The following is a 22,897-nucleotide window of genomic DNA, read 5'->3' as shown; positions in this document are numbered from 1 at the left end:
TCCAGCGAGTGCAGGTTCGCGCACCCCGAGTGATCACTCCGTCTTGCACACTGCTGCCGATCAGGGAGTTCCATGGCCTCGAACATCGTGCTCGTCACCGGGGTCGCCGGCGACCTCGGCGGCAAGCTGCTCGCCCGGCTCGGAGCCCATCCGGATCTTGAACGGGTGATCGGCGTCGACACCGCGCCGCCCGCCAAGGACGTCCAGCAGCGGATGGGCCGCGCCGAGTTCGTGCGCGCCGACATCCGCAATCCGCTCATCGCGAAGGTGATCAGCAGCGCCGAGGTGGACACGGTCGTGCACACCTCGTGCACCGCGCATCCGGCCGGGCCGAGCCGCCGCGCGGCGGTCAAGGAAGTCAACGTCATCGGCACCATGCGGCTGCTCGCCGCGTGCCAGCGCGCGCCGAAGGTGCGCAAGCTCGTCGTGAAGTCCAGCGCCGCGGTGTACGGCGCGGGCGCGCGTTCGCAGGCGGTCTTCACCGAGGATTCGGAGCTGATCCCGCCGTCGTCCAGCGGTTACGCGAAGGACGCGGTGGAGATGGAGGGCTACGTGCGCGGCCTCGCGCGCCGCCGCCCGGACCTGACCATCACGCTCGCCCGGTTCGCGAACATCATCGGCCCCGAGGTCGACACCGTGCTGGCCCGGTACTTCTCGCTGCCGGTCGTGCCGACGGTCTTCGGGTACGACTCCCGGCTGCAGCTCCTGCACGGTTCAGACGCGCTGTCGGTGCTGGAAATGGCGACTCTGGAAGACCGGCCGGGCGTGTTCAACGTCGCCTCGGAAGGGGTACTCACGCTGTCGCAGGCGATCCGCCGGGCGGGCCGGGTCGGGCTGCCGATGCCGCGCGGCGTCGTCCCGTCGGTCGGGAAGCTGCTGCGCGGGGCCCGGCTGGTCGATTTCTCCGCCGACCAGGTGCGGCTGCTGAATTTCGGCCGCGCGGTCGACATCACGAAGCTCAAGAAGGAGTTCGGGTACACGCCCCGCTGGACCACCCGCGAGGCGTTCGACGATTACGTGGCCGGCCGCGGCCTGCGCCCGGTGCTCGACGGCGGCGCACTGGCCGGGCTGGCCGGGAAAGTGCTCGAGGCCGCCGCCACCGGGCAGGCGCGCCGATGAACCACGCGACGAGGGCCGGAAGTGAGGCGAATCCCGTGAATGGTGCTGAGGCACAGGTCATCCCGCTGCATGGACCCGGCCGGGAGAAACCGGCCGAGGCGCCGGAGCAGGCCGAGGAGCGCGTGGACGCGCCCGTCGTCGAGTTCCCGGCGCAGCCGTCCGGTCCGGTGCGCGAACCCGCGGCCGATCCGTTGTCGGAGTCGGTCCGGAGCGCGCTCACCTTCCTCCGCCACCGGCTCACCGGCGACTACGCGGTGGACGAGTTCGGGTTCGACGCCGAGCTCACCGAGACGCTCGTGCTGCCGCCGCTGCGCGCGCTGTACGAGAAGTGGTTCCGCGTCGACACGTTCGGCGTCGAGAACCTGCCGAAGGCGGGCGGCGCGCTGCTGGTGTCCAACCACTCCGGCACCTTGCCGCTCGACGCGCTGATGACCGCGGTCGCGGTGCACGACGAGACCGGCGGGCGGCATCTGCGCGGCCTCGGTGCGGACCTGGTGTTCAAGCTGCCGCTGGTGGGGTCGTTCGCGCGCAAGTCAGGGCAGACGCTCGCCTGCAACGCCGACGCCGAACGCCTGCTGACCAACGGCGAGCTCGTCGGCGTGTGGCCCGAAGGGTTCAAGGGCGTCGGGAAGCCGTTCTCCGCGCGGTACAAGCTGCAGCGCTTCGGCCGCGGCGGCTTCGTGTCCGCGGCGATGCGCGCGGGCGTGCCGATCATCCCGGTGTCGGTGGTCGGGGCCGAGGAGACGTACCCGAAGATCGGCGAGCTGAAGGTGCTGGCGCGGCTGTTCGGGCTGCCGTACTTCCCGGTCACGCCGTTCTTCCCGCTGCTGGGCCCGCTCGGCGCGGTGCCGCTGCCGACGAAGTGGACCATCGAGTTCGGCGAGCCGATCCGCACCGACGACTACGGACCGGACGCGGTCGACGATCCGATGCTGGTGTTCACGCTCACCGACCAGGTGCGGGAGTCGATCCAGCATTCGCTGTACCGCAGGCTTTCCCAGCGGCGCAGCGTTTTCCGCGGCTGAGTTTCAGCCGGGCAGGTGCCAGCCGCGGCGCACTGAGCGTTCGCAGCGCTGAGGTTCGTCGCCGACGCTGACGAACAGCGCGGTCAGCAAGGGCGCGCCGTGATCGAGTGTGGTGCGCGGCAAGGGACCGTTTGCGACCAGCGAGACCAGGCCGTGTGCGATGGCCCAGCTTTGCGTCGCGAGTTCGAGTGCGTCGAGGCCTTCGCGGTACCGGCCGGTGTCGCGGCCTCGGGCGGCGGCTTGCACCAGGTATTCGAGGGTGTCGTCAGCGGCTTGGGCGTCTTCCAGCTCGAAGTTGGCGTCGAACATCACGCGGTACAGGTCGGGGTGGTCGAGCGCGTTGCCGAGGTACGCGGAGATCAGCGCGGCGTGGTCGCGTACCGGATCGGCGGACTGGCGGACCTCGGCCATCCGGTGAGCTAGGCGGGTAAAACCCTCCTGGCGCAAGGCTTTCCAGAGGCCGTCCATGTTGTCGAAGTGCGTGTAGACGGCCATCGTCGACACCCCGGTCCCGGCCACGAGCGAGCGCAGGGTGATCGGTTCGCGGGTGCGGAGCATCTGCGCTGCCCGTTCGAGCAGCAAGGTGCGCACTGCCGGATCCTTCGCCCTCGCCATGGCGGCATTCTATAGCATTGCAATGCTATGTTTGAAGAACCGATGATCTTTCCCGGCTTCAGGAGGAAAACATGGCCGTCACCCTGGTCAACCCGGCTGCGCTGCCGCAGGTCGGCCTCTACCGCCAGGTGTCCGTCGCGACCGGCTCGCGGACCGTATACATCGCCGGGCAGGTGGCACGGACTGCCGACGGCGGGCACGTCGGGGACGGGGATCTGGCCGCGCAGGTCGAGCAGGCTTACCTGAACGTGGCCGCGGCGCTGGTCGAGGTGGGTGCCACCTTTGCCGACGTGGCGCGGCTGACGGTGTATTTCGTCGAGTGGTCGCCGGAGAAGATGGGCGAGTTCGTCGAGGGCGTGCAGCGCGCGGAGAAGAAGCTGGGCGTCGCCATCCAGGCCCCGTTGACGGGGATCGGTGTGGCGTTCCTGGCGGAGCCGGACCTCCTGGTGGAGGTCGAAGCAACCGCGGTCCTGGACTGAAGCCTCAGCGGCGGCGGTACGCCATCCCCGCGGCGACCGCCCCCGCGACCGCACCCGCGCCGATCACCGACGGGACGCCGATCCGGGCGGCCTTGCGGCCGGTGCGGAAGTCGCGGATCTCCCAGCCGCGGGCGCGGGCGACGTCGCGCAGGCCGCTGTCCGGGTTCACCGCGACCGCGGTTCCGACGACCGACAGCATCGGCACGTCGTTCTGCGAATCCGAATAAGCCGTGCAGCGCTTGAGGTTCAGGCCTTCCCGCGACGCGAGCGCGCGGACCGCGTGGGCTTTCGCGCGGCCGTGCAGCATGTCGCCGACCAAGCGTCCGGTGTAGACGCCGTCCTTGGTTTCCGCGACCGTGCCGAGCGCGCCGGTCAGGCCGAGGCGGCGGGAGATGATCGCGGCGAGTTCGATCGGCGTCGCCGTGACGAGCCACACGCGCTGGCCCGCGTCGAGGTGCATCTGCGCGAGCGCGCGGGTGCCGGACCAGATCTTGTCCGCCATCAGCTCGTCGTAGATTTCCTCGCTCATCGTGGTGAGCTCCTCGACCGTGCGACCGGCCACAAAGGACAGCGCGCGCTCGCGGTGGGTCTTGATGTCGGCCTTGTTCTCGCGGCCGCCGATGCGGAACTTGACCTGGTCCCACACGAAACCGGCGAGGTCGGCGGAGGTGAAGAACTTGCGCGCGGCGAGGCCGCGGGCGAAGTAGAAGATCGACGCGCCCATCATCATCGTGTTGTCCACGTCGAAGAAGGCGCCCGCGGTGAGGTCCGGTGGCGCGGGCGGAACCGACGTCGCCAGCTGCGCCGAAGACGAGGCCGCCTCGGCCGACGCCTCGCCGGCGAGCGTGGCGAGCCGCTCGAGTTCCTGACTCTTATCCTTGCCACGCCAAGCTGACACGCACACCGCCTCCAGGTTCGGGCACGTCCCGGCGGACGACGCCGACCGGGTCCTGCAGGACAGGGTAGCGACCGCTCGACTCACCCGTTGGAGATGTGGCCCGTGCCTCCGATAGGGGTTGCCCACCCGCCCCGATCACCGCGCTCGAGAGTGATCTACGTCGCGGACAGTCAGCCGATGACGATCGGCGGCAGGCCGGGCAGCAGCGGCGGGATCGAGACGACCGGCGGGGGAGCGGGCCGGGTCGGGATCCGCGGCGGCGTCGGGGCGGTGATCGGCGGGGACACGCTCGGCGGGGTCGCCGTGCGCGGGACGTCCGTCGAGGTCGGCGTCGGAGTCGGCTGGTTCGGGCTGCTCAGCGTCGGCGAGGACACCGAGCGCACCGGCAGCGGGGAGTCCGTCGGCGGCACGCTCGACCCGGCAGCGGGCGGCGGGCTGCTCGGAGTGGAGCCGCCGGGCGAAAGCGGTTGCTGGGTGCACGCGCCGCGCGCCGGGAGGAGGCCCAGTTCGTCGGTGGTGCCGGTGGTGATCTGGTAGCAGCTCAGCCGCGAGCCCAGCGCGGACGTCCGCTGCCGCACCCGGTCGAGCAGGAGGCGCGCTTGCTCGAACTCCGAGAGGGCGGACTCCGGGACGTCGGCCTGTTCCGATTCCAGTTGCCGAGACTGGCTCTGCGCCCACGATTCCAGCGACGCCAGCCGCGTGCGGTTGCCGTTCGTGGTCGCCAGCTCGGTGAGTTCGGCCACGCCCGCGCGGACATCGCTGCCGAAATCGTGCAAGGCGGTCTGGAACGCAGCCGGGCTGGCGTCGCTCATCCGGCTCAGTTCGGTGACGCGGTTCGCGGCGAACTTCAGATGTTTCTCGGCCTTGGCTTCGTCGCCGAAGGTCAGGCCGAGCGAGGTGACTTCGCCGGCTCGCTTCACGCTGTACAGCGCGTCCCCGGGCAAGGCGTCTCGCGAAAGCAGCAGCGTGAGCCCGCCCAAGCCCAGAATGAGCGCGATGCCCGCGGCGGCGAGGTCGGCCATTCGCGGCCGCCAGCGTCGGCGGGGAAGCGGTTCGCCGATGCGGCCTTCGATCTCGGCGCGGATGCGGGCCCGGGTGGCTGGGTCGGGGTCGCCCGCTTGGCCCAGTTCGCGCAGGGCACCGACGAGAGCCAGCTCTTCGGCGAACTCGTCCGGCCGCTGTCCGGGGGAAGCATTGATCGCGTCGTCGAACCGTTCGCTCTCGGTCCGACCACGCGAAAACCACCCGGGCACGCCCACGGTGCTGCTCCGTCTCCACCCAACGCCCGGCCCTGACCGCCGGTCTGCGTGAGAAACGATTAAGAAGCCGAAAAAGTTACGGCTGATCGTTGAACGATCAACGCAGGCCGGTGGGCAGCAGCTGCGCGAGCCGCCGGACCGCGCGGTGCTGCAGCGCCTTCACCGCGCCCTCGTTGCGGTCCATGATCTGGGCGGTCTCGGCGACCGAGAGCCCCTGCAGGAACCGCAGCACGATGCATTCGCGCTGGTCGTCGCCGAGTTCGGCGACACATCGCAGCAGCTCGGTCCGGGTCGCGCCCGCGATCGCCTGCTGTTCGGGCCCGGCCTGCGCGACCGGGCCGACCGGTCCGCCGGGCACGCCGCCCGGTTCGGCGACCTCGTCGGTGACGACCTCGAGCCGGAACCGGCTGGACTTCACGTGGTCGAGGATCAGGTTGCGGGCGATGGTGACGAACCACGCGCCGACGTCGCGGCCCTGGTAGCTCACCGACGTGATCCGGCGCAGCGCGCGCAGGAAGGTCTCGCTGGTGACGTCCTCTGCAAGGTCGCGGTCGCCGAGGCGGAAGAGCGCGTAGCGGTAGACGACGTCGACGTATCGGTCGTAGAGCTGGCCGAACGCGGAGGAGTCGCCCGCCTGCGCGGCCCGCACCAGCTCCCACGCCTCGGCCTTGGCGACCTCGGCGGGATCCGGTTCGGCGTCCGCCTTGGGCAGCGGCACGGCGGCCGCGGCCGAGCCGAACACGCGGTCGGCGAACATCGCGACCGGCCCGCGGTGTGCGGTGGCGTACAGGGTGATCGGACGGGTCATCGAGCGGCACCTCCGGCTGTCCCTGGTGCTGCCGGGCAAGTGCCCGAGGGCGCGAAGGCGTGCCGCGGCGCGTGTCCCACTTCCTCGTGGACCGGCGGCTTCGGCACGACGACTCCCTTGGTCGGGTCACCCGGTAGTGATCAACGCCACCCGGCGACGCAGTGCAGCATACGTGTTGTTACCGCGAAGTAGGTAGTGTCCCGGTCAGGCAGAGGTGCGACGATCGCGCGGCATCCCCATTACGGGTGACAAGATGACGAATCCGCAACGGAACGAGAGGGGTGGGGGTGGACCGGATCAGCACCGCCCACGGCGTCGCCGGCCTGCTCGCCGATGCGGCCAGCCGCTGGCCGGAGCGCACGGCGATCACCGAGACGGGCACGGGCAGCACGCTGACCTGGCGACAGCTCGACGAAGCCGCGCACGCGCAGGCACGCAGCCTGGTGTCCTCTGGCGTCGCGCCGGGCGACCCGGTGGTGCTGCGGCTCCCGACGTCGGCTGACTTCGCGGTCGCCCTGTTCGCGGTGCTGCGCGCGGGCGGAATCGCCGTGCCGTTGTCGCCGCAAGCCCCCGCACCCGAACTGGAGCGGCTGCTGGAGCACTGCGGCGCGAAACGCGTGGTGCAGCGCGACGACGCCGAACTGCCCGAGGGCATCGCCGGTCTGCCGCCACGCAGCGACGAGCCGGGCGAACCGGTCGACCTCAGTCGTTCCGGCGAGGACATCGCGGTCATTTCGTACACCTCCGGCACGACCGGTCCGCCGCGCGGAGTGCTGCTGTCGCACCGGGCGTTGCTCGCGAACCTCGATCAACTGTCCCAAGTGGACGGTGTGACCGAGCACGACGACCGCGTGCTGGTGTCGATCCCGCTCTTCCACGTCTACGGCCTTGGCCCGGGGCTGCTCATGGCGACCGCGGTCGGCGCGACGCTGGTGCTGTCCGAACGCTTCGAAGCCCGCCGGACGCTCGAAGACTGCGCCGAACATCGCGTCACCGCGATCACCGGTGTGCCCGCGATGTACAACGAATTCGCCTCGCTCGAAACCGAGGAGCTGAGCCGCGGGCTGGCGACGGTAAAACGGCTGACGTCCGGTGCCGCGCCGCTGCATCCGAAGGTGCTCGCGGCGATCCGCGAGGCCACCGGGCTCGACGTGTACGAGGGCTACGGGCTTACCGAATGCGCGCCGGTGGTGACGTCCACGCTGGTCACCGGCTATCCGAAGCCAGGATCGGTCGGGCGGCCGCTGCCTGGGATCGAACTGCGGCTGGTGGAGTCCGACGGGTCCGCAGACGACCTGCCGCTCGACCCCGAAGAACCAGACGACATCTTCGAGGCGGGCGGCAGCACCGGGCTGGTGTCGGTGCGCGGGGCGAACCTGTTCTCCGGGTACTGGCCGGACGGCGCGCACGGCCCGGACGCCGAGGGCTGGTTCCGGACCGGCGACGTCGGCTATCTCGATTCCGACGGCGACCTGCACCTGGTCGACCGGGCGAACGACTTGATCATCGTCAACGGCTTCAACGTCTTCCCGCACGAGGTCGAGGAAGTGATCTCGCGACTGCCTGGAGTGGCTGAGGCCGCCGTCGTCGGCGTGGTGGACGAGCGCAGCGGCGAAGCGGTGAAGGCGGTCGTGGTGCCTGCCGAAGGCGCGTCGTTGTCGGAGCAGCAGGTGGTGGACCAGTGCACCGCGCATCTGGCTGGGTACAAGGTGCCGCACACCGTCGAATTCGCCGAGACGCTGCCGCATTCGGCGACAGGGAAGCTGCGGCGGCTGAAGCTGCGCTGACGTTTAGGCTGGCTCCGTGCACAAAGTGACCGTGATGAGCCGCGAAGGGTGCCACCTGTGTGAGGTGGCCGAGTCGGACGTCGCGCGGATCTGCGGTGAGCTGGGCGTGCCGTGGGAGACCGCGGACGTCGACAGCGACCCGGAATGGCAGGCCGAATACGGCGACCAGGTCCCGGTGATCCTGATCGACGGGATCGAGCACGGGTACTGGCGCGTCGAGGAAGAACGGCTGCGCGCGGCGCTGCGGTAAGCAACCCGTAAGCGCTTTCAACGGGCCCGCAGGGGCCGGACCCGCCGAAGATGGTGGGGTGAGTGCGTTGAAAGAAGCTCCGCCGGCCGTCCGGCCGCGCCTGTCGCTGGGCATCGCGACGTTCATCGGCCTGGTCTCGCTGGCCGTCGCGCTGGGCGTCGGACATCTGGTCGCCGGATTCGTCGGGTACAACGCGTCGCCGTTCGTCGCGGTCGCGGACTTCGTGATCGCGCACAGCCCGCACGCCGTCGTGGTGTGGGCGGAGCAGACGATCGGGACCGCGGACAAGACCGTGCTGAAGATCGGCCTGGCCGTGGTCCTGCTGGGTTTCGCGGTGCTTGCCGGACAGCTTTCGCGCAGCCGTCCGTTGCCGGGTCAACTGCTGGTGGTCGTGGTCGGCGCGTTCGGGATCTTCGCGGTGTTCGAGCGCACGGACGTCGGACAGCTCGCGTTGCTGGCTCCGGTACTGGCGCTGGGCGCTTCGCTGCTGGTGTTCGGCTGGCTGCACAAACGCGCGCTACCGCCGGAAACCGAACTGCGACAAGGACTTAGCCGTCGGCAGGTGTTGCAGCGCGGCGCGGGAATCGCGGCCGGTGCGGGGGTCGCGGCGATCGTCGGCGAGGTCGTGTCGACCACCGGCAGCGCGGCTGGCTCGCGCGCTTCGGTCGGGCCGCTGGTCGCTGCCCGGAAGGCTCCGCCGCTGCCGCCGGACGCGGATTTCCACAAGCTCGGGTCGCCGCCGTTCATCACGCCGAACGGGAGCTTCTACCGGATCGACACCGCGTTCGTCGTGCCGCAGGTGCGGGCCGAGGACTGGGCTTTGAAGATCCACGGCATGGTCGACCGCGAGGTGAGCTTCTCCTACGCGGACATCCGGAACCGCCCGCTGGTGGAACGGACCGTGACGCTCACCTGCGTCTCCAACGAGGTCGGCGGCGAACTGATCTCCACCGCGAACTTCATCGGCGTGGACCTGGTCGACCTGCTGAACGCGGCGGGCGTGCGGCCGGGCGCGCAGCAGATGTACGCGACCAGTGTCGACGGATTCACCTGCGGCACCCCCGCCAACGTCGCGCTGGACCCGGCGCGCGGCGCGATGCTCGCGATCGGCATGAACGGCGAGGCGCTGCCGGTCGAGCACGGGTTCCCGGCGCGGATCGTGATCCCCGGCCTGTACGGCTACGTCTCGGCGACCAAGTGGGTCACCGACCTGGAGTTCACGACCTGGGACGCGCGGCAGGCGTACTGGCTGCAGCGCGGCTGGGCGGAGCAGGCCCCGATCAAGACCGAATCGCGGATCGACGCACCGGCCGACGGGACGTCGGTGCGCGCGGGCAAGGTCCGGGTGGCGGGGACGGCGTGGGCGCAGCACGTCGGGATTGCGAAGGTCGAGGTGCGGGTGGACCAGGGCGCGTGGATCCCGGCGACGCTCTCGGCCGAGGTCAACAAGGACACGTGGCGGATGTGGTGGGCCGAGGCGCCGGTGCCGCCGGGCAGCCACACGGTGACGGTGCGGGCCACGGATCAGTCCGGCTACACGCAGACGGACCGGCCCGCGGACCCGGTTCCGGACGGTGCGACGGGCTGGCACACGGTGCCGTTCACCGCGGCCTGAGCTACCCCGGGGCTTCGCCGCCCGGCCCCCCGCCGCGCGTGCGGGGTTCGCTGTTCGTGAGGGGAACCCTGACGGACTCAGAGTTCCTCAGGGTTCCCCTGACGGACAGCGAGGAAGGCCGCGCGACGGACGTGGGCGCCCGGTGCTGACCTGGAGTCCCGGCAGGCGTGGTTGTGCTTCTGGTCATGCGGATGACCAGTGACTTTGTGCATGCGTTCACAAGTGGACTACCGTAGGAACCCGTCCCCGCGAGGACCGGCATCGAACCGGACGGAAGCCGTGGGGTCAAGAGTTGGTTTTCCACTGCCGGACAGGCAGGTGGGGGACAGCGCGGGCACGAAGCCGGATTGAGGAGAAGTCAGCGTGGTGACACAGCGGGGTGGGCGCAGCGGTGCCGAACCGCCGGCCACGCCTCCTCGCGACGAATCCGACGCCGCCGAAGCCGCCCCGCCGACCGCGCGCCGGACCGGTGGACGGCATGCCGCGGGAAGTCGCCGTCGCGCCACGGTGAGCGAGAACGGCTTGGCGCGCAACGGGAATTCGGCGGAAGCCAGTCACGAGAACGGCCAGGCCGGGCACGACCAGGTCGCTGGTGGCGGCGAGCACGCCGCGGGCAACGGCCGCGCCTCCGGAAACGGCCGCGCGAGCCGGGCGACCACCCGGGCCGCCGCGTCCGCAGCAGCGAGCACAGCGTCCGGCAACGGCCGCGCCAGCCGGGCGACCGCCCGAGCCGCTGCCGAAGCCCAGGCCGAAACCCCAGCGGAGAGCGACGCCAAGCCCCGCACCCGCCGCGCCGCCCGGACCTCCCGTCCCGCGCCGGACGCCGACAACGCCCCGACCGCCGAGATGCCCGCCGTCTCTGACGCGGAAGACACCGCGGTCCGCGCGAAGCAGATTCCGGAGGCCGCCGTCGCCCGGCTGGCTGTCTACCTGCGGATTCTCTCCGGCTTGGCCGAGCAGGGCACCACCGCTGTCTCCAGCGAGGAACTCTCCGCCGCGGCGGGCGTGAACTCCGCCAAACTCCGCAAAGACCTCTCCTACCTGGGCTCTTACGGCACCCGCGGCGTCGGCTACGAGGTGCAGGTGCTGGTCAGCCAGATCGAGCGGATCCTCGGCCTCACCCGGCAGCACCGCGTCGCCGTGGTCGGGATCGGCAACCTCGGCCACGCGCTCGCGAACTACGGCGGCTTCCCCGGCCGCGGGTTCCCGGTCGAGGCGCTCTTCGACCTCGACCCCGATCTGATCGGCGTCCCCGTAGGGGGTCTCCCAGTCTCGCACATGGACGACATTCCGCGCGTGTGCTCCGAACGGGAGATTTCCGTGGGGATCATCGCCACACCTCCTACCGCCGCGCAGTCGGTGTGCGACAGGCTGGTGGCGGGCGGCGTCCAGTGCATCCTCAACTTCGCGCCGGTAGTGCTCCAGGTGCCGGCACACGTCGAGGTCCGCAAGGTCGACCTGGCTGTCGAACTGCAGATCCTCTCGTTCCACGTGGCCCGGCGCGCCGACAGCGCGGCGAGCGCGGGGTCCGCCGGGGAAAACCAGGGGAATGCCGGGTTACCCGGAACCGGCGGGGCCGCCGACAATGGCAGCGGCGGACGAAACGGCGCCGGTACGGACGGCGGTCTCGGAATGGTGGTGCGCTGAAATGAGCGTGTTGGCGGTCGGGCTCTCCCATCGCAGTGCGGATCTCGGCACGCTCGAGCGTGCGGCGATCTCCGCGGACGAGCTGACCAAGGTCCTGCACGACCTGCAGCAGGCGGAGCACGTCAGCGAGGTCATGCTCGTCTCGACGTGCAACCGCATCGAGGTCTACGCCGTGGTGGAGACGTTCCACGGCGGCGTCAACGACGTCTCGGACGTGCTCTCCCGCAAAGCCGGGATGGAGCCGGCCGAGCTGTACGACAGCCTGTACGTGCACTACGCGGGCGCGGCCGTCGAGCACCTGTTCTCCGTCGCCTCGGGCCTCGACTCGATGGTGGTCGGCGAGACGCAGATCCTCGGCCAGGTCCGCTCCTCGTACGCGACCGCGCGCGACGCCGGCACCGTCGGCCGCACGCTGCACGAGCTGATCCAGACCACGCTGCGCGTCGGCAAGCGCGTGCACTCCGAGACCGGGCTCGACCAGCTGGGCGCGTCCGTCGTGTCCGAGGCGCTGGCCGCCGCGGGCGACATCGCGGGCAAGCACGCGCTGATCGTCGGGGCCGGTTCGATGGGCGCGCTCGCCGCGTCGCAGCTGCGCAAGGCCGGGATCGCCGAGATCACCGTGGCCAACCGCACCGAAGCCAACGCCGCCCGGCTGGCCGAGAAGGTCGTCGCGGAGGGGATTCCGGCCCGTTCGGTGCCGCTGTCCTCGCTCGCCGGGGCGGTCGAGCAGGCCGATCTCGTCGTGGCGTGCACCGGGGCGCAGGACGCGGTGTTCCTCGCCGGGCACGTGCCCGCGCGCGGGGGACGTCCGCTGGTCGTGTGCGACCTCGGGCTGCCCAAGGACGTCGACGTCGCGGTCGCGGACCTCGCCGACGTCACCGTGGTCGACCTGGAGACGATCCAGCGCCGCATGCGCGACGCGGGGGCCCCGACCACCGAGCGGCAGACCGCCAAAGCCAACGGCATCGTGCTCGACGAGGTGCGCGAGTACCTCGCCGGACAGCGCAGTGCCGAAGTGACGCCCACGGTCACCGCGCTGCGCAGGCGCGCGGCCGAGGTGGTGGACGCGGAGTTGCTCCGCCTGGACAACCGGCTGCCGGAACTCGACAGCCAGGTTCGCGAAGAGGTCGGCCGCACGGTTCGCCGCGTGGTCGACAAACTGCTGCACGCGCCGACGGTGCGGGTCAAGCAGCTGGCCGCCGAGACGGCCGACACCGACTACGCCAACGCGTTGCGGGAACTGTTCTGCCTCGACCCGCAGGCTCCTGCGGCCGTGGCGAGCCCGACAGCGCCGGAAACCGAGAAGAAGCGGTAAGTGACCAGAGTCATTCGCATCGGCACGCGGGGCAGCAAGCTCGCCCTCGCGCAGACCGGCATCGTCGCCGACACCATCCGCGCCACCGGGGCGGAGGTGGAGATCGTCACCGTCACCACGCCCGGCGACCTCTCCAGCGCCCCGATCTCGCAGATCGGGGTCGGCGTGTTCACCTCCGCACTGCGGGAAGCGTTGCTGCGCAACGAGATCGACGTCGCCGTGCACTCGTACAAGGACCTGCCCACCGCGCCGGAGGCCGGCCTCGTGCTGGCCGCGGTGCCGCCCCGCGAGGACCCGCGCGACGCGCTGATCGCGCGCGACGGCCTCACCCTCGGCGAGCTTCCGCCGGGCGCGAAGGTCGGCACCGGGGCCGCGCGGCGCATGGCTCAGCTGCGCGCGCTGGGTCTCGGTTTGGAAATCGTGCCGATTCGAGGCAATATCGATACCCGCATGCGCAAGGTCACCGACGGCGAGCTGGATGCCGTGGTGCTCGCGCGTGCCGGACTGGCCAGGGTCGGCCGGGTGGACGAGATCACCGAAACCCTCGACCCGATCCAGATGCTGCCCGCCCCCGCACAGGGGGCGCTGGCGCTGGAGTGCCGGGCCGCCGACGTGGACGTCGAGCACCTGCTCGCGTCCGCGGCGGACGACGAGAGCACGCGGGTCGCGGTGACGGCCGAACGGGCTCTGCTCGCCGCGCTCGAAGCCGGGTGCAGCGCGCCGGTGGGCGCGCTCGCCGAGATCGTCGAGGACCTCGACGACGAGGGCGCGGTGGTGGAACGCATCTCGCTGCGCGGCACCGCTGCCGTCGAAGGCGAGAACGGCGGCGTCGACATGGTGCGGGCTTCCGCGATCGCCGGGATCGGCGACGCGGAGAAGCTCGGCCGGGAACTGGCCGCCGAACTGCTTGACCTGGGAGCCGGGGCGCTGCTCGGCCCCGCCCTGTGACGCCAGCCGTCACCGACCCGCACGACCTGCCCGACAGCCGCGGCCGGAGCACCGGCCGCCCAAGAGGAGAAGAACACCAACGATGACCCCTGCTCGCAAGACCGCCGGGCGCGTCGCCTTCGTGGGCTCGGGCCCCGGGGACGCCGGGCTGCTCACCGTCCGCGCCCAGGAACTCCTGGCCAAGGCCGAGGTCGTGGTGACCGACCCGGACGTGCCCGCCAGCGTGCTCGCCTCCGCCGCCCCCGGCGCCGAGGTCCGGCCCGCCGTCGGCGAACCGTCCGACGTCGCGAAGGACCTGACCGCCGAGGCCAAGGCGGGCCGGCTCGCGCTGCGGCTGGTCTCCGGCGACCCGCTGACCAGCCCGGCCGTCGTGGCCGAGGTCCAGGCCGTCGCCCGCACCTCCGCCGTGTTCGACGTCATCCCGGGCGTCGCGCCGGGCACCGCGGTGCCGGCGTACGCGGGCGTCGCGCTCGGCGGCACCTACACCGAGGCGGACGTCCGCGGCGAGGTCGACTGGGGCGCGCTGGCCGCGGTTCCCGGCCCGATCGTGCTGCACGCCACCTCGGCGCACCTCGCCGAGGCGGCCAGCCAGCTCACCGAGAAGGGGCTGCCCGCCACCACGCCGGTCGCGGTCACCGCGAACGGCACCATCAACACCCAGCGCACGCTGGACACCACCCTCGCCTCGGTCGCGAACGACGCGGGCGAGCTGGTCGGCCCGCTGGTCGTGACCGTCGGGCAGGCCGCCGGGCAGCGTTCGAAGCTGTCCTGGTGGGAGTCGCGGGCGCTGTACGGCTGGAAGGTCCTGGTGCCGCGCACCAAGGAGCAGGCGGGCGAGATGGCCGAGCGGCTTCGCGGCCACGGCGCCACTTCGCACGAGGTGCCGACCATTTCGGTCGAGCCGCCCCGCAGCCCGGCGCAGATGGAGCGTTCGGTCAAGGGCCTGGTCGACGGCCGCTACCAGTGGATCGTCTTCACCTCCACCAACGCGGTGCGTGCGGTGTGGGAGAAGTTCGAGGAGTTCGGGCTCGACGCGCGGGCGTTCTCCGGCGTGAAGATCGCCTGCGTCGGCGAATCGACCGCGGCGAAGGTGCGCTCGTTCGGCATCATCCCGGAGCTGGTCCCGACGGGCGAGCAGTCGTCCGAGGGCCTGCTGGCCGAGTTCCCGCCGTACGACGACGTGCTGGACCCGGTGAACCGCGTCCTGCTGCCGCGTGCGGACATCGCCACCGAGATCCTGTCGGCCGGTCTGGTCGAACGCGGCTGGGAAGTGGACGACGTCACGGCCTACCGGACCGTCCGGGCCGCGCCGCCGCCAGCCGAGACCCGCGAGATGATCAAGACCGGCGGGTTCGACGCGGTCTGCTTCACCTCGTCGTCGACCGTGCGGAACCTGGTGGGGATCGCCGGGAAGCCGCACACGCGCACGTTGGTCGCGTGCATTGGGCCGAAGACCGCTGAGACCGCGGTGGAATTCGGTCTGCGGGTGGATGTGCAGCCGGAGAAGGCTGATGTGCCGCATTTGGTGGACGCTCTCGCCGAGCACGCCGCGCGGCTTCGCGCGGAGGGGGCACTGCCTCCGCCGCGCAAGGCCAAGCGCACCCGGCGCAGCTGAGGTTTTGTCCGTGAAGGGCTCCCTTGAGAAATCGAGGGAGCCCTTCACGCTTTCCGGGGTGGGCACCGGCGAGTGTGTGTATGGTGTGTGTATGGCGAGGATGAACGTCTACGTGCCGGATGAGCTGGCCGAACGCGCGAAGAAGGCTGATCTCAACGTCAGCGCGCTCGTGCAGTCGGCCCTGTCCGACGCACTGCAGAGGCAGGCCACGGATGCCTGGCTCGACGCGCTTCCCGTGCCGAGCCGGGAAGTGCCGCACGTCGTCGCCATGGCCGCGCTCGACTCCGCCCGCGACGAGTTCGGTGATCGCGCGGATGCCTGAAGCGCCAGGAGAAATCGCGGTTCTCGACGCGTCGGCGCTGGTGGATGTGCTCGCGGGGACCTGTCGTAGCGAGCAGGTGAAAACGCGGATGCGCGGCACGGTGCTGCACGCTCCGGCGCATCTGGACGCTGAAGTCCTCTCCGCGCTGGGGCGGTTGTGCCGTGCCGGAGTGCTGACGGCTTCGACAGTGGACGACGCGCTCCAGGCGTTGGCCAGCCTGCCGCTCACCCGGCACCCGGTCGTCGAATTGGCGAAAGGAGCTTGGGGGCGGCGCGGAGATCTGCGGCTTGTCGATGCGCTGTATGTCGAATTGGCCGCGAGCCTGGGTGCCAAGGTGCTCACGACGGACCGTCGGCTGGCGCGGGCGAGCGCCCTCGCCGAAGAGATTGTCTGAGCGCGGGAGTACCTTGGATGTGTGTTCCCTGAGCAGCGACCCCGCAGGCTTCGTACTACTCCGGCAATGCGCAGGATGGTCAGTGAGACCACGTTGCGGCCACGGCAATTGATCCTGCCGATGTTCGTCGGCGAAGGGCTCGACGCGCCGCGGCCGATCGCCAGCATGCCGGGCGTCGTTCAGCACACTCGCGACACTCTTCGCAAGGCCGCTGTCGAGGCGGTCAACGCCGGAGTCGGCGGGATCATGCTCTTCGGCATTCCGGAGAAGCGGGATCCGGAGGGGTCCGGCGCGGTTGACGAGAAGGGCATCCTCAACGTCGCGTTGCGGGATCTGCGCAGCGAGCTCGGTGACTCCACCGTGCTGATGGCGGACACCTGCTTGGACGAGTTCACCGATCACGGCCACTGCGGCGTCCTCGACGCGGACGGCGTGGTCGACAACGACGCCACCCTCCGGCTGTACGCCGAAATGGGCGTCGCGCAGGCGGAAGCCGGGGCGCACGTGCTCGGGCCGAGCGGGATGATGGACGGGCAGGTCGGCGTGATCCGCCGGGCGCTCGACGAGGTCGGGCACAGCGAGACCGCGATCCTCGCCTATTCGGTCAAGTACGCCAGCGCGTTCTACGGTCCCTTCCGCGAGGCCGTCGACTCGCAGCTCAAGGGCGACCGCAAGACCTACCAGCAGGACCTCGGCAACGCGCGCGAGGCGATGCGGGAGCTCGAACTCGACCTCGCCGAGGGCGCGGACATGGTCATGGTCAAGCCTGCACTGTCCTATTTGGACATCATCAAGGCGGCGGCCGACATTTCGCCGGTTCCCGTCGCGGCGTACAACATCTCCGGCGAGTACGCGATGGTCGAGGCGGCCGCGGCGAACGGCTGGATCGAGCGCGAGCGCACCGTCCTCGAGGTGCTCACCTCCATCCGCCGCGCGGGCGCGGACGTCATCCTGACCTACTGGGCGGCCGAGGCCGCGGCCTGGCTGGACTGAGCCCGGGTAGGGTCTTTCGGGTGGCCGAGAAGGACGAGAACACCCCGAAGCCAGCCAGCGTGACCTCGGACGATCTTTCCGGGCTCACCGACGACGAGCGCCGCAAGCGCGGGCGCGCGCCGGATCCGGTGCTGCCGGGGCAGAACGCGCCGAAGGCCCAGCCGCCGACGCCGGTGCACGCCGCGTTCGTGCTCGCGATCCTGGCCGCGCTCGTCGTCGTGGCCGGGCAGGTCCTCACGGTCCTGCTCAAGCAGCAGCTGGTCGACCGGGCGGTCGAGCAGGTGCAGAAGTCCGGCCAGAAGGTCGACGTCGCGCAGGTGCAGGCCAACGCCAACACTCTCGTGTGGGCCATGCTGATCGGCGCGCTGTGCTTCGGCGCGCTGCTCGTCTTGTTCGCCTGGAAGGCCCGCGAGGGCACGCGGTCGGCGCGCAGCATCGTGACGCTGCTGGCGGTGCTCGGCATCGTGTTCGAGCTCGGGGTGATCCGCAGCATCTTCTCGGTCGTCGCGTCGCTGGCGCTGATCGTCATGCTGATCCTGCTGTACCTGCCGAAGGTCGCGGACTACTTCCCGAAGGTCGGCAAGAACCTGTAATGGCGGCGAGGACGCTGTACTCCGAGCCCGGCGTCGGCTGGTCGGCCCTGATCTGGGGGCCGCTGTTCGCGCTGCTGGGCGCGCTCGCCGAACTGGCCACCGGCGGGCCGACGCACGTCGTCGGCTGGGTGCTGATCGGTGTCGCGCTGGTCGCGCTGACGCTGCCGTGGGTGTACGCGCGGCGGCGGTTCCTTTCGCTGGAGGTCACCACCGAGGCGCTGCGGCAAGGGCGCGAGACGCTGGCCGCCGAGAAGATCGCCTCGGTGAGCGACGTCGGGGCGCCGGTCGGGACGCGCGTTCTCGGCGGTGGCTGGTCGGTGCCGCGGAAGTACGACGAGTTGCCGGTGGAGCTGGACGACGGCACGGTGGTGCTCGCCTGGGCCCGCGACGTCGAAGCGCTGAAGGCCGCGCTCGCCGAGCTGGCCGCGAAGAACCACCCGAATGCCGAGGAGCGGGCCGATGACTCCCGGAACTGAACCCCCACGAGGGACGCGGAACGACGGCGAACCTGAAAGGCTGGACCCCGTGATCGATCTGCCCCAGCCGACCGGAGCCGGGCTTTGGCCGCCGGAGGAAACACAGCCGCGGACGAAGCTGAACCAGCCGTGGCGCGCGTTCGTCGCGCTCGGCGAGGTCGTGGTGGCCGGATTGGTGCTGTGGGCGGCGTTCGCGCTGTGGCACGCAGGCGTCGTCACGGTCGTCACCACCGCGGGCGACGGCACTCGATTGGTCTCTGAGCGGTACTTCGGCGGACATATCGCCGGGGCACTCGGGCTCGGCACGCTGTCGGCGGTATTGATCGTGGACGCGGTCCGGCAATTGTTGCTCGCGGTGCGTGCGCGGCACAAAAAGAAGAAGGACTGACTTACACAGCTGTCCCACAGGGAACCAACAGCTCACTGCTAAGCAGGCCCCGCAGTCTTGCGGCCATGACGCGGCTGCGCACACGAACCTGGGTGATCAACGGAGTCCTTGTCGTGCTGCTCGGCGGCGCGGCTTTCGGGATTTACCAGGCCTTTTCGCCGGCGAGTTCGACAGCGCAGGCACAAACCCGCACGACGCCGGTACGGCGCGCGAACGTTTCCCAGACCGTTTCGGCGGCGGGCACGATCGCGAGCACGTACACCGGTGCCGCGAACTTCACGACCTCCGGCAAGGTCACGAGCATCGACGTGAAGGTCGGCGACGTCGTGAGCGCCGGGCAGAAGCTCGCCACGATCGACTCTTCCCAGGCCAGCAAGCAACTTCAGGTCGCCAAGGCCAATCTCGCGGTCGCCGAGGACAACCTCACCACGGCCGAGGACAATCCGCCGGCGAACCAGACCGCAACCCAGGCGCAGAGCAGCACCGCGTCGCTTCAGGCCAAAGTGGATCAAGCGCAGCTGGATGTCGACAACGCGGAAACGGCGGTCTCCGCGACGACGTTGACCGCGCCGGGCGCTGGGACAATCACCGCGATCAACGGGACAGTCGGGCAGCAAACGGGCAGCGGGTCCAATTCCAGCAACAGTTCCGTGAGTGCGTCTTCGTCGAATTCCGGCTCTGGCGGGCAATCCGGGCAGCAGTCGTCCGCAAGCAGCAGCAGTAGCAGCAGTGGTTTTATCGATATCACTGACATGGGAAATCTTGTCGTCAATACCTCGGTGGCGGAAATTGACGTGAGCAAGGTGAAAACCGGTCAGAAAGCCACGGTTACTTTGAACGCGACGCCGGACCGGCCGTTGCAAGCGACCGTTTCCAGCATCGACCTCACGCCGACCACGAGCAGCAATGTCGTCAGCTACGGCGCGAAGCTGGCGTTGACGAATCCGCCTTCGGGGCTGCGGCCCGGACAGTCGGCGAGCGTCGTGATCACGGTCGCGGAAGCCGATGGCGTGCTGAGCGTTCCGGCCGCGGCCGTGCGGACCAGCGGGACGACGAACGCGGTCACGGTGGAGCAGAACGGGCAGCCGGTTACGCGGCAGGTCGAGGTCGGCGTGCGCGGAGAGTCCACAGTGGAGATCAAGTCCGGGCTCAACGAGGGCGACAACGTGGTGCTCACAGCCGCGTCGCCGACGACGTCGAGCGGCTCCAACGGGCAGCAGCGCACCGGCGGCACCGGCGGTCTCGGCGGGTTCGGCGGCGGTCAGCAGGGCGGACTCGGCGGCGGTCGCCAAGGCGGCGTCGGGGGCCGGGGATGAAGCCGGTGATCGCGGTCTCCGGACTGCGCAAGACCTACGGCAGCGGGGAAACCGCGGTGCACGCGTTGCGCGGGGTCGACCTGCAGGTGTGGCCGGGTGAGTACGTGGCGATCATGGGCGCGTCCGGGTCCGGGAAGTCGACGCTGCTGAACATGCTCGGCTGTCTCGACACGCCCACCTCAGGCCGGTATCTCCTGGACGGATTCTCGGTCGCCGATCTCAACGAACGCCAGCTTGCCTTGCTGCGCAACCGAAAGATCGGCTTCATCTTCCAGTCCTTCAACCTCGTGCCGCGCACCAGTGCGTTGTCCAATGTGGAATTGCCGATGGTCTACAGCGGACTCAAGCGAGGCGAGCGGCGACGCCGGGCGCTGGCCGCGCTGGAGATGGTCGGGTTGACCGATCGGGCCAAGCATCTGCCGAACGAACTGTCCGGCGGACAGCAGCAGCGCGTCGCGGTGGCGCGGGCGCTCGTCGGCGGACCGGCGTTGCTGCTCGCCGACGAACCGACCGGAAACCTCGACCACGCAAGCACTGTCGACGTCCTCGGTGTCTTCGACCGGCTCAACGCACTCGGCCGCACGGTCGTGGTGATCACGCACGAGGACGAGGTCGCGCGGCACGCGCACCGCGTCGTCCGGGTCAGCGACGGACGGATCGTGTCGGACGAGGTCCGCGCCGGGGTGGTCGCGTGAACTTCGTCGAGATCATGCGGTTCGCGGTGCGCGGACTCGCCTCGAACAAACTCCGTTCGGTGCTGACCACGCTCGGCATCACCATCGGCGTCGCGTCGGTGATCTTGTTGGTGGCAGTGGGAAACGGCGCTTCCGCGGCGATCACCGCGAGCATCCAGGGCCTCGGCACCGACGTGGTCAACGTGTCGCCGCTCCGCGGCGGCGGGCAGTCCAGCCAGGTGCGTCCGCTCACCGTGCAGGACGCGCACGCGCTGGTCGACCCGGTGGGCGCGCCGGATGTCAAGGCGGCGGCTCCGGTGGTGAACACCAGCGGGACCGCGACGTACGGGCAGACTTCCTATGACGTGTCCAGCGTCGTCGGCACCGAACCCAGCTACTTCACCACCACGAACCGCCAGATCGCCGACGGCCAGCTGTTCAGCGCCGAGGACGTGACGCAGGCGCGCAAGGTCGTGGTGCTCGGGCCGACGACAGCGCAGTCGATCTTCGGCACCGCCGAACCGGTCGGCAAGAACGTGCTGATCAACAGCATCCAGTTCACCGTGATCGGCGTGCTGCAGACGAAGGGCAGCACCGGGCTGCAGAACGCCGACGACGTGGCGATCGCCCCGATCAGCGCGGTGCAGAACTCGCTCGCCGGCTACGGCAGCCTGAACCAGATCGCGGTACAGGCGACCAACGCCGACTCGATCGGGCTCGCGCAAGCCGAGGTCACCGCGATTCTCGACGCCCGGCACGGTATCCAGGCCTCGGCGAATCCGGACTTCCAGATCCAGAACTCCGCGCAGCTGCTGCAGACCCGCACGTCGGCGATCCAGACGTTCACCGTGCTGCTCGGCGCGGTCGCGGCGATCTCGCTGCTGGTCGGCGGGATCGGCGTCACGAACATCATGCTCGTCACGGTCACCGAGCGGATCCGCGAAATCGGCATCCGCAAGGCGATCGGCGCGCCGCGCTCGGCGATCCTCGGCCAGTTCCTCGCCGAGGCGACCATGCTGAGCCTCTTCGGCGGACTGCTCGGCGTGCTGATCGGAGTGGTCGGCAGCCGGTTCAGCATCGCGGGCATCCAGCCGGTGGTGGTGCCGTCGTCGATCGCGCTGGCGTTCGCGGTTTCCGCACTGATCGGGCTTTTCTTCGGCAGTTTCCCGGCGAACCGGGCTTCGCGGCTGCGGCCGATCGACGCCCTCCGGCACGAGTAGGAGCGTCATGTCCGCGTCGACCACCCAGCCCATTCCGACTCCGCCGGAGGAGCCCGCCCGTCCGGAAGAACTCATCGCCGAGCCCGCCGTCCAGGGCGATCTCACCGCCGAGCTGAAGCAGGTTGCGCGGCCGTTCGGCAAGCCGACGCTCGTGCTCGCCGGATTGCTCGTGCTGGCACTGGCGTTCGCCGGTGGTGCGTGGACGCACGCGGCGTTCGGCTCGTCGAGCGGCTCTTCCAGCGCCCGAACAGCCGCTGGTCCCGGTACTGGGGCGGCTTCCGGGCAACAGGGCGCTGGCGGCTTCGGCGGACGGACGGCAGGCGGTCGCGGGACGGTCGGCACCGTGGAGAAGGTCGACGGCAGCACGGTCACGCTGAAGACCGTGCAGGGCAGCGAAGTCACGGTGTCCACTTCGGACAGTACGACGGTCGGCGTGACCCAGCCGGGCAAGCTCAGCGACCTCAAGCCGGGCCAGACGGTGACCGTTCAGGGCCGCACCGGATCGGACGGTTCGGTGACCGCGCAGGCGATCGTGGCGCAGCCGGGCCGTTAGGGAACGCCGTTGAGCGCGATGATCGCGACGTTCAGCGCGGTCGTGTAGAGCAGCCACGCCAGGTACGGCAGGAGCAGCAGCGCGGCGGTGCGGGATCGGCGGTAGAAGAGCGCGATCGTCACGATCACGGTGAAATCGAGCAGCACGATGTCCACGCACGCGACCTGGGTGGAACCGCCCGCGAAGAACAGCGAGATCCACATCAGGTTGAACAGCAGGCCGATGCCGTACGCGGCGAAGCCCTGGTTCTCGCCGTCGGTGCGCCAATAAACCCAGCCGGCGAAGGCGAGCACGACGTACAGGACCGTCCACACCGGACTGAACAGGGACGAGGGCGGGGCCCACTCCGGCAGCGCGTACCGGTTGTAGGCGTCCGGCGCGGTCGTCGCGGCCAGCGCTCCCACCAGCGCGATGACGCCGACCAGCCCGAAGAACACCGCGAGCATCAGCCACGGGTTCCGGCGGTGTGTGGGCGCCGTCACGTCTCCTCCATGGCTGGCCCCGTCCATGCGCGCCCATCTTAAGAGCGGTTCGGCCGGTGTGCCGGGTGGCAATCGGGTGGCAGCTTGGGCGCCGCCGACACCCGAA

At 70.3% G+C, this 22,897-nt stretch carries 25 protein-coding genes; 20 read left to right on the top strand and 5 right to left on the bottom strand.

The window, feature by feature from the left end; genetic code table 11:
- The first annotated feature begins 72 nt into the window (after window positions 1-72).
- Entirely contained in the window at window positions 73-1,119 is a 1,047-nt protein-coding gene (locus ACFORO_RS43265) for an NAD-dependent epimerase/dehydratase family protein (protein ID WP_354746159.1), read from the top strand.
- Window positions 1,116-2,144 (top strand): lysophospholipid acyltransferase family protein, encoded by a 1,029-nt coding sequence (locus tag ACFORO_RS43260; RefSeq protein ID WP_377871637.1) that lies wholly within the window; start codon window positions 1,116-1,118, stop codon window positions 2,142-2,144. The genes ACFORO_RS43265 and ACFORO_RS43260 overlap by 4 nt, the downstream gene beginning before the upstream one ends.
- A 3-nt stretch (window positions 2,145-2,147) precedes the next feature.
- Here the strand turns inward: ACFORO_RS43260 and ACFORO_RS43255 are convergent, their stop codons facing one another.
- Window positions 2,148-2,759 (bottom strand): TetR/AcrR family transcriptional regulator, encoded by a 612-nt coding sequence (locus ACFORO_RS43255; RefSeq protein ID WP_377871636.1) that lies wholly within the window; start codon window positions 2,757-2,759, stop codon window positions 2,148-2,150.
- Between the two features lie 71 nt (window positions 2,760-2,830).
- On the opposite strand from ACFORO_RS43255, the gene ACFORO_RS43250 reads away from it, so the two are divergent.
- Complete coding sequence (locus tag ACFORO_RS43250) at window positions 2,831-3,238, top strand: RidA family protein (RefSeq protein WP_377871635.1); 408 nt, start codon at window positions 2,831-2,833, stop codon at window positions 3,236-3,238.
- A 4-nt stretch (window positions 3,239-3,242) separates the two neighbouring features.
- Here ACFORO_RS43250 and ACFORO_RS43245 read toward each other — a convergent pair whose 3' ends face one another.
- The 3 genes from ACFORO_RS43245 to ACFORO_RS43235 form a co-directional block, all read right to left on the bottom strand.
- A complete protein-coding gene (locus ACFORO_RS43245) occupies window positions 3,243-4,151 on the bottom strand; it encodes an HAD family hydrolase (RefSeq protein WP_344288310.1) in 909 nt (302 codons plus the stop codon).
- Between the two features lie 155 nt (window positions 4,152-4,306).
- Window positions 4,307-5,395 (bottom strand): DUF5667 domain-containing protein, encoded by a 1,089-nt coding sequence (locus ACFORO_RS43240; protein WP_377871634.1) that lies wholly within the window; start codon window positions 5,393-5,395, stop codon window positions 4,307-4,309.
- Window positions 5,396-5,492: 97 nt separating this feature from the next.
- Window positions 5,493-6,203 carry a sigma-70 family RNA polymerase sigma factor gene (locus tag ACFORO_RS43235; protein WP_377871632.1) on the bottom strand — a complete coding sequence of 237 codons (711 nt, stop codon included), beginning with the start codon at window positions 6,201-6,203 and terminating at the stop codon, window positions 5,493-5,495.
- 281 nt (window positions 6,204-6,484) lie between these two features.
- On the opposite strand from ACFORO_RS43235, the gene ACFORO_RS43230 reads away from it, so the two are divergent.
- The 17 genes from ACFORO_RS43230 (at window position 6,485) to ACFORO_RS43150 (ending at window position 22,309) form a co-directional block, all read left to right on the top strand.
- The gene (locus tag ACFORO_RS43230) at window positions 6,485-7,990 is read left to right on the top strand and encodes an AMP-binding protein (RefSeq protein WP_377871631.1); all 1,506 of its coding nucleotides are present in this window, start codon (window positions 6,485-6,487) and stop codon (window positions 7,988-7,990) included.
- Between the two features lie 34 nt (window positions 7,991-8,024).
- Window positions 8,025-8,240: a glutaredoxin family protein gene (locus ACFORO_RS43225; protein WP_377871655.1), complete on the top strand. Its 216-nt coding sequence runs from the start codon at window positions 8,025-8,027 to the stop codon at window positions 8,238-8,240.
- 58 nt (window positions 8,241-8,298) lie between these two features.
- The gene (locus tag ACFORO_RS43220; RefSeq protein WP_377871630.1) at window positions 8,299-9,855 is read left to right on the top strand and encodes a molybdopterin-dependent oxidoreductase; all 1,557 of its coding nucleotides are present in this window, start codon (window positions 8,299-8,301) and stop codon (window positions 9,853-9,855) included.
- 846 nt (window positions 9,856-10,701) lie between these two features.
- Window positions 10,702-11,502: a redox-sensing transcriptional repressor Rex gene (locus ACFORO_RS43215; protein ID WP_354746235.1), complete on the top strand. Its 801-nt coding sequence runs from the start codon at window positions 10,702-10,704 to the stop codon at window positions 11,500-11,502.
- A 1-nt stretch (window position 11,503) separates the two neighbouring features.
- The gene (locus tag ACFORO_RS43210; protein ID WP_377871629.1) at window positions 11,504-12,817 is read left to right on the top strand and encodes a glutamyl-tRNA reductase; all 1,314 of its coding nucleotides are present in this window, start codon (window positions 11,504-11,506) and stop codon (window positions 12,815-12,817) included.
- Complete coding sequence (gene hemC, locus ACFORO_RS43205; protein ID WP_354746177.1) at window positions 12,818-13,765, top strand: hydroxymethylbilane synthase; 948 nt, start codon at window positions 12,818-12,820, stop codon at window positions 13,763-13,765.
- Window positions 13,766-13,847: 82 nt separating this feature from the next.
- Window positions 13,848-15,380, top strand: coding sequence for a bifunctional uroporphyrinogen-III C-methyltransferase/uroporphyrinogen-III synthase (locus ACFORO_RS43200; protein WP_116202022.1), 1,533 nt, complete (start codon window positions 13,848-13,850; stop codon window positions 15,378-15,380).
- 91 nt (window positions 15,381-15,471) lie between these two features.
- Entirely contained in the window at window positions 15,472-15,702 is a 231-nt protein-coding gene (locus ACFORO_RS43195; protein WP_377871628.1) for a type II toxin-antitoxin system CcdA family antitoxin, read from the top strand.
- Window positions 15,695-16,096 carry a type II toxin-antitoxin system VapC family toxin gene (locus ACFORO_RS43190; protein WP_377871627.1) on the top strand — a complete coding sequence of 134 codons (402 nt, stop codon included), beginning with the start codon at window positions 15,695-15,697 and terminating at the stop codon, window positions 16,094-16,096. The genes ACFORO_RS43195 and ACFORO_RS43190 overlap by 8 nt, the downstream gene beginning before the upstream one ends.
- A gap of 21 nt (window positions 16,097-16,117) precedes the next feature.
- Window positions 16,118-17,089 (top strand): porphobilinogen synthase, encoded by a 972-nt coding sequence (hemB, locus tag ACFORO_RS43185; protein WP_354746183.1) that lies wholly within the window; start codon window positions 16,118-16,120, stop codon window positions 17,087-17,089.
- Between the two features lie 20 nt (window positions 17,090-17,109).
- Entirely contained in the window at window positions 17,110-17,682 is a 573-nt protein-coding gene (locus tag ACFORO_RS43180; protein ID WP_377871626.1) for a hypothetical protein, read from the top strand.
- Window positions 17,682-18,158: a hypothetical protein gene (locus ACFORO_RS43175; RefSeq protein WP_354746187.1), complete on the top strand. Its 477-nt coding sequence runs from the start codon at window positions 17,682-17,684 to the stop codon at window positions 18,156-18,158. Before ACFORO_RS43180 ends, ACFORO_RS43175 begins: the two co-directional genes overlap by 1 nt.
- A gap of 49 nt (window positions 18,159-18,207) precedes the next feature.
- Window positions 18,208-18,546, top strand: a complete 339-nt coding sequence (locus ACFORO_RS43170; RefSeq protein WP_354746189.1) for a hypothetical protein — start codon at window positions 18,208-18,210, stop codon at window positions 18,544-18,546.
- Between the two features lie 65 nt (window positions 18,547-18,611).
- Window positions 18,612-19,862 (top strand): efflux RND transporter periplasmic adaptor subunit, encoded by a 1,251-nt coding sequence (locus ACFORO_RS43165; protein WP_377871625.1) that lies wholly within the window; start codon window positions 18,612-18,614, stop codon window positions 19,860-19,862.
- Window positions 19,859-20,557, top strand: a complete 699-nt coding sequence (locus tag ACFORO_RS43160) for an ABC transporter ATP-binding protein (protein ID WP_370932317.1) — start codon at window positions 19,859-19,861, stop codon at window positions 20,555-20,557. The genes ACFORO_RS43165 and ACFORO_RS43160 overlap by 4 nt, the downstream gene beginning before the upstream one ends.
- Window positions 20,554-21,756 (top strand): ABC transporter permease, encoded by a 1,203-nt coding sequence (locus ACFORO_RS43155; protein ID WP_354746195.1) that lies wholly within the window; start codon window positions 20,554-20,556, stop codon window positions 21,754-21,756. The genes ACFORO_RS43160 and ACFORO_RS43155 overlap by 4 nt, the downstream gene beginning before the upstream one ends.
- A gap of 7 nt (window positions 21,757-21,763) precedes the next feature.
- Complete coding sequence (locus ACFORO_RS43150) at window positions 21,764-22,309, top strand: DUF5666 domain-containing protein (RefSeq protein ID WP_377871624.1); 546 nt, start codon at window positions 21,764-21,766, stop codon at window positions 22,307-22,309.
- Here ACFORO_RS43150 and ACFORO_RS43145 read toward each other — a convergent pair.
- Window positions 22,306-22,791 carry a TspO/MBR family protein gene (locus ACFORO_RS43145; RefSeq protein WP_377871623.1) on the bottom strand — a complete coding sequence of 162 codons (486 nt, stop codon included), beginning with the start codon at window positions 22,789-22,791 and terminating at the stop codon, window positions 22,306-22,308. The two genes, ACFORO_RS43150 and ACFORO_RS43145, sit on opposite strands and share 4 nt — an antisense overlap.
- Between the last annotated feature and the right edge of the window lie 106 nt (window positions 22,792-22,897).

The sequence above is a fragment of the Amycolatopsis halotolerans genome (genome assembly GCF_042647905.1).
GTDB classification, from domain to species: domain Bacteria; phylum Actinomycetota; class Actinomycetes; order Mycobacteriales; family Pseudonocardiaceae; genus Amycolatopsis; species Amycolatopsis halotolerans.
Note: the sequence above shows the minus strand (reverse complement) of the source record. Positions and strands in the feature narration are given on the sequence as shown.

Coding starts and splice junctions, on each gene's coding strand:
- ACFORO_RS43265 (WP_354746159.1), top strand. CDS start 73: ATGGCCTCGAACATCGTGCTCGTCACCGGGGTCGCCGGCGACCTCGGC.
- ACFORO_RS43260 (WP_377871637.1), top strand. CDS start 1,116: ATGAACCACGCGACGAGGGCCGGAAGTGAGGCGAATCCCGTGAATGGT.
- ACFORO_RS43255 (WP_377871636.1), bottom strand. CDS start 2,759: ATGGCGAGGGCGAAGGATCCGGCAGTGCGCACCTTGCTGCTCGAACGG.
- ACFORO_RS43250 (WP_377871635.1), top strand. CDS start 2,831: ATGGCCGTCACCCTGGTCAACCCGGCTGCGCTGCCGCAGGTCGGCCTC.
- ACFORO_RS43235 (WP_377871632.1), bottom strand. CDS start 6,203: ATGACCCGTCCGATCACCCTGTACGCCACCGCACACCGCGGGCCGGTC.
- ACFORO_RS43225 (WP_377871655.1), top strand. CDS start 8,025: ATGAGCCGCGAAGGGTGCCACCTGTGTGAGGTGGCCGAGTCGGACGTC.
- ACFORO_RS43215 (WP_354746235.1), top strand. CDS start 10,702: ATGCCCGCCGTCTCTGACGCGGAAGACACCGCGGTCCGCGCGAAGCAG.
- ACFORO_RS43210 (WP_377871629.1), top strand. CDS start 11,504: ATGAGCGTGTTGGCGGTCGGGCTCTCCCATCGCAGTGCGGATCTCGGC.
- ACFORO_RS43200 (WP_116202022.1), top strand. CDS start 13,848: ATGACCCCTGCTCGCAAGACCGCCGGGCGCGTCGCCTTCGTGGGCTCG.
- ACFORO_RS43195 (WP_377871628.1), top strand. CDS start 15,472: ATGGCGAGGATGAACGTCTACGTGCCGGATGAGCTGGCCGAACGCGCG.
- ACFORO_RS43190 (WP_377871627.1), top strand. CDS start 15,695: ATGCCTGAAGCGCCAGGAGAAATCGCGGTTCTCGACGCGTCGGCGCTG.
- ACFORO_RS43175 (WP_354746187.1), top strand. CDS start 17,682: ATGGCGGCGAGGACGCTGTACTCCGAGCCCGGCGTCGGCTGGTCGGCC.
- ACFORO_RS43165 (WP_377871625.1), top strand. CDS start 18,612: ATGACGCGGCTGCGCACACGAACCTGGGTGATCAACGGAGTCCTTGTC.
- ACFORO_RS43160 (WP_370932317.1), top strand. CDS start 19,859: ATGAAGCCGGTGATCGCGGTCTCCGGACTGCGCAAGACCTACGGCAGC.
- ACFORO_RS43150 (WP_377871624.1), top strand. CDS start 21,764: ATGTCCGCGTCGACCACCCAGCCCATTCCGACTCCGCCGGAGGAGCCC.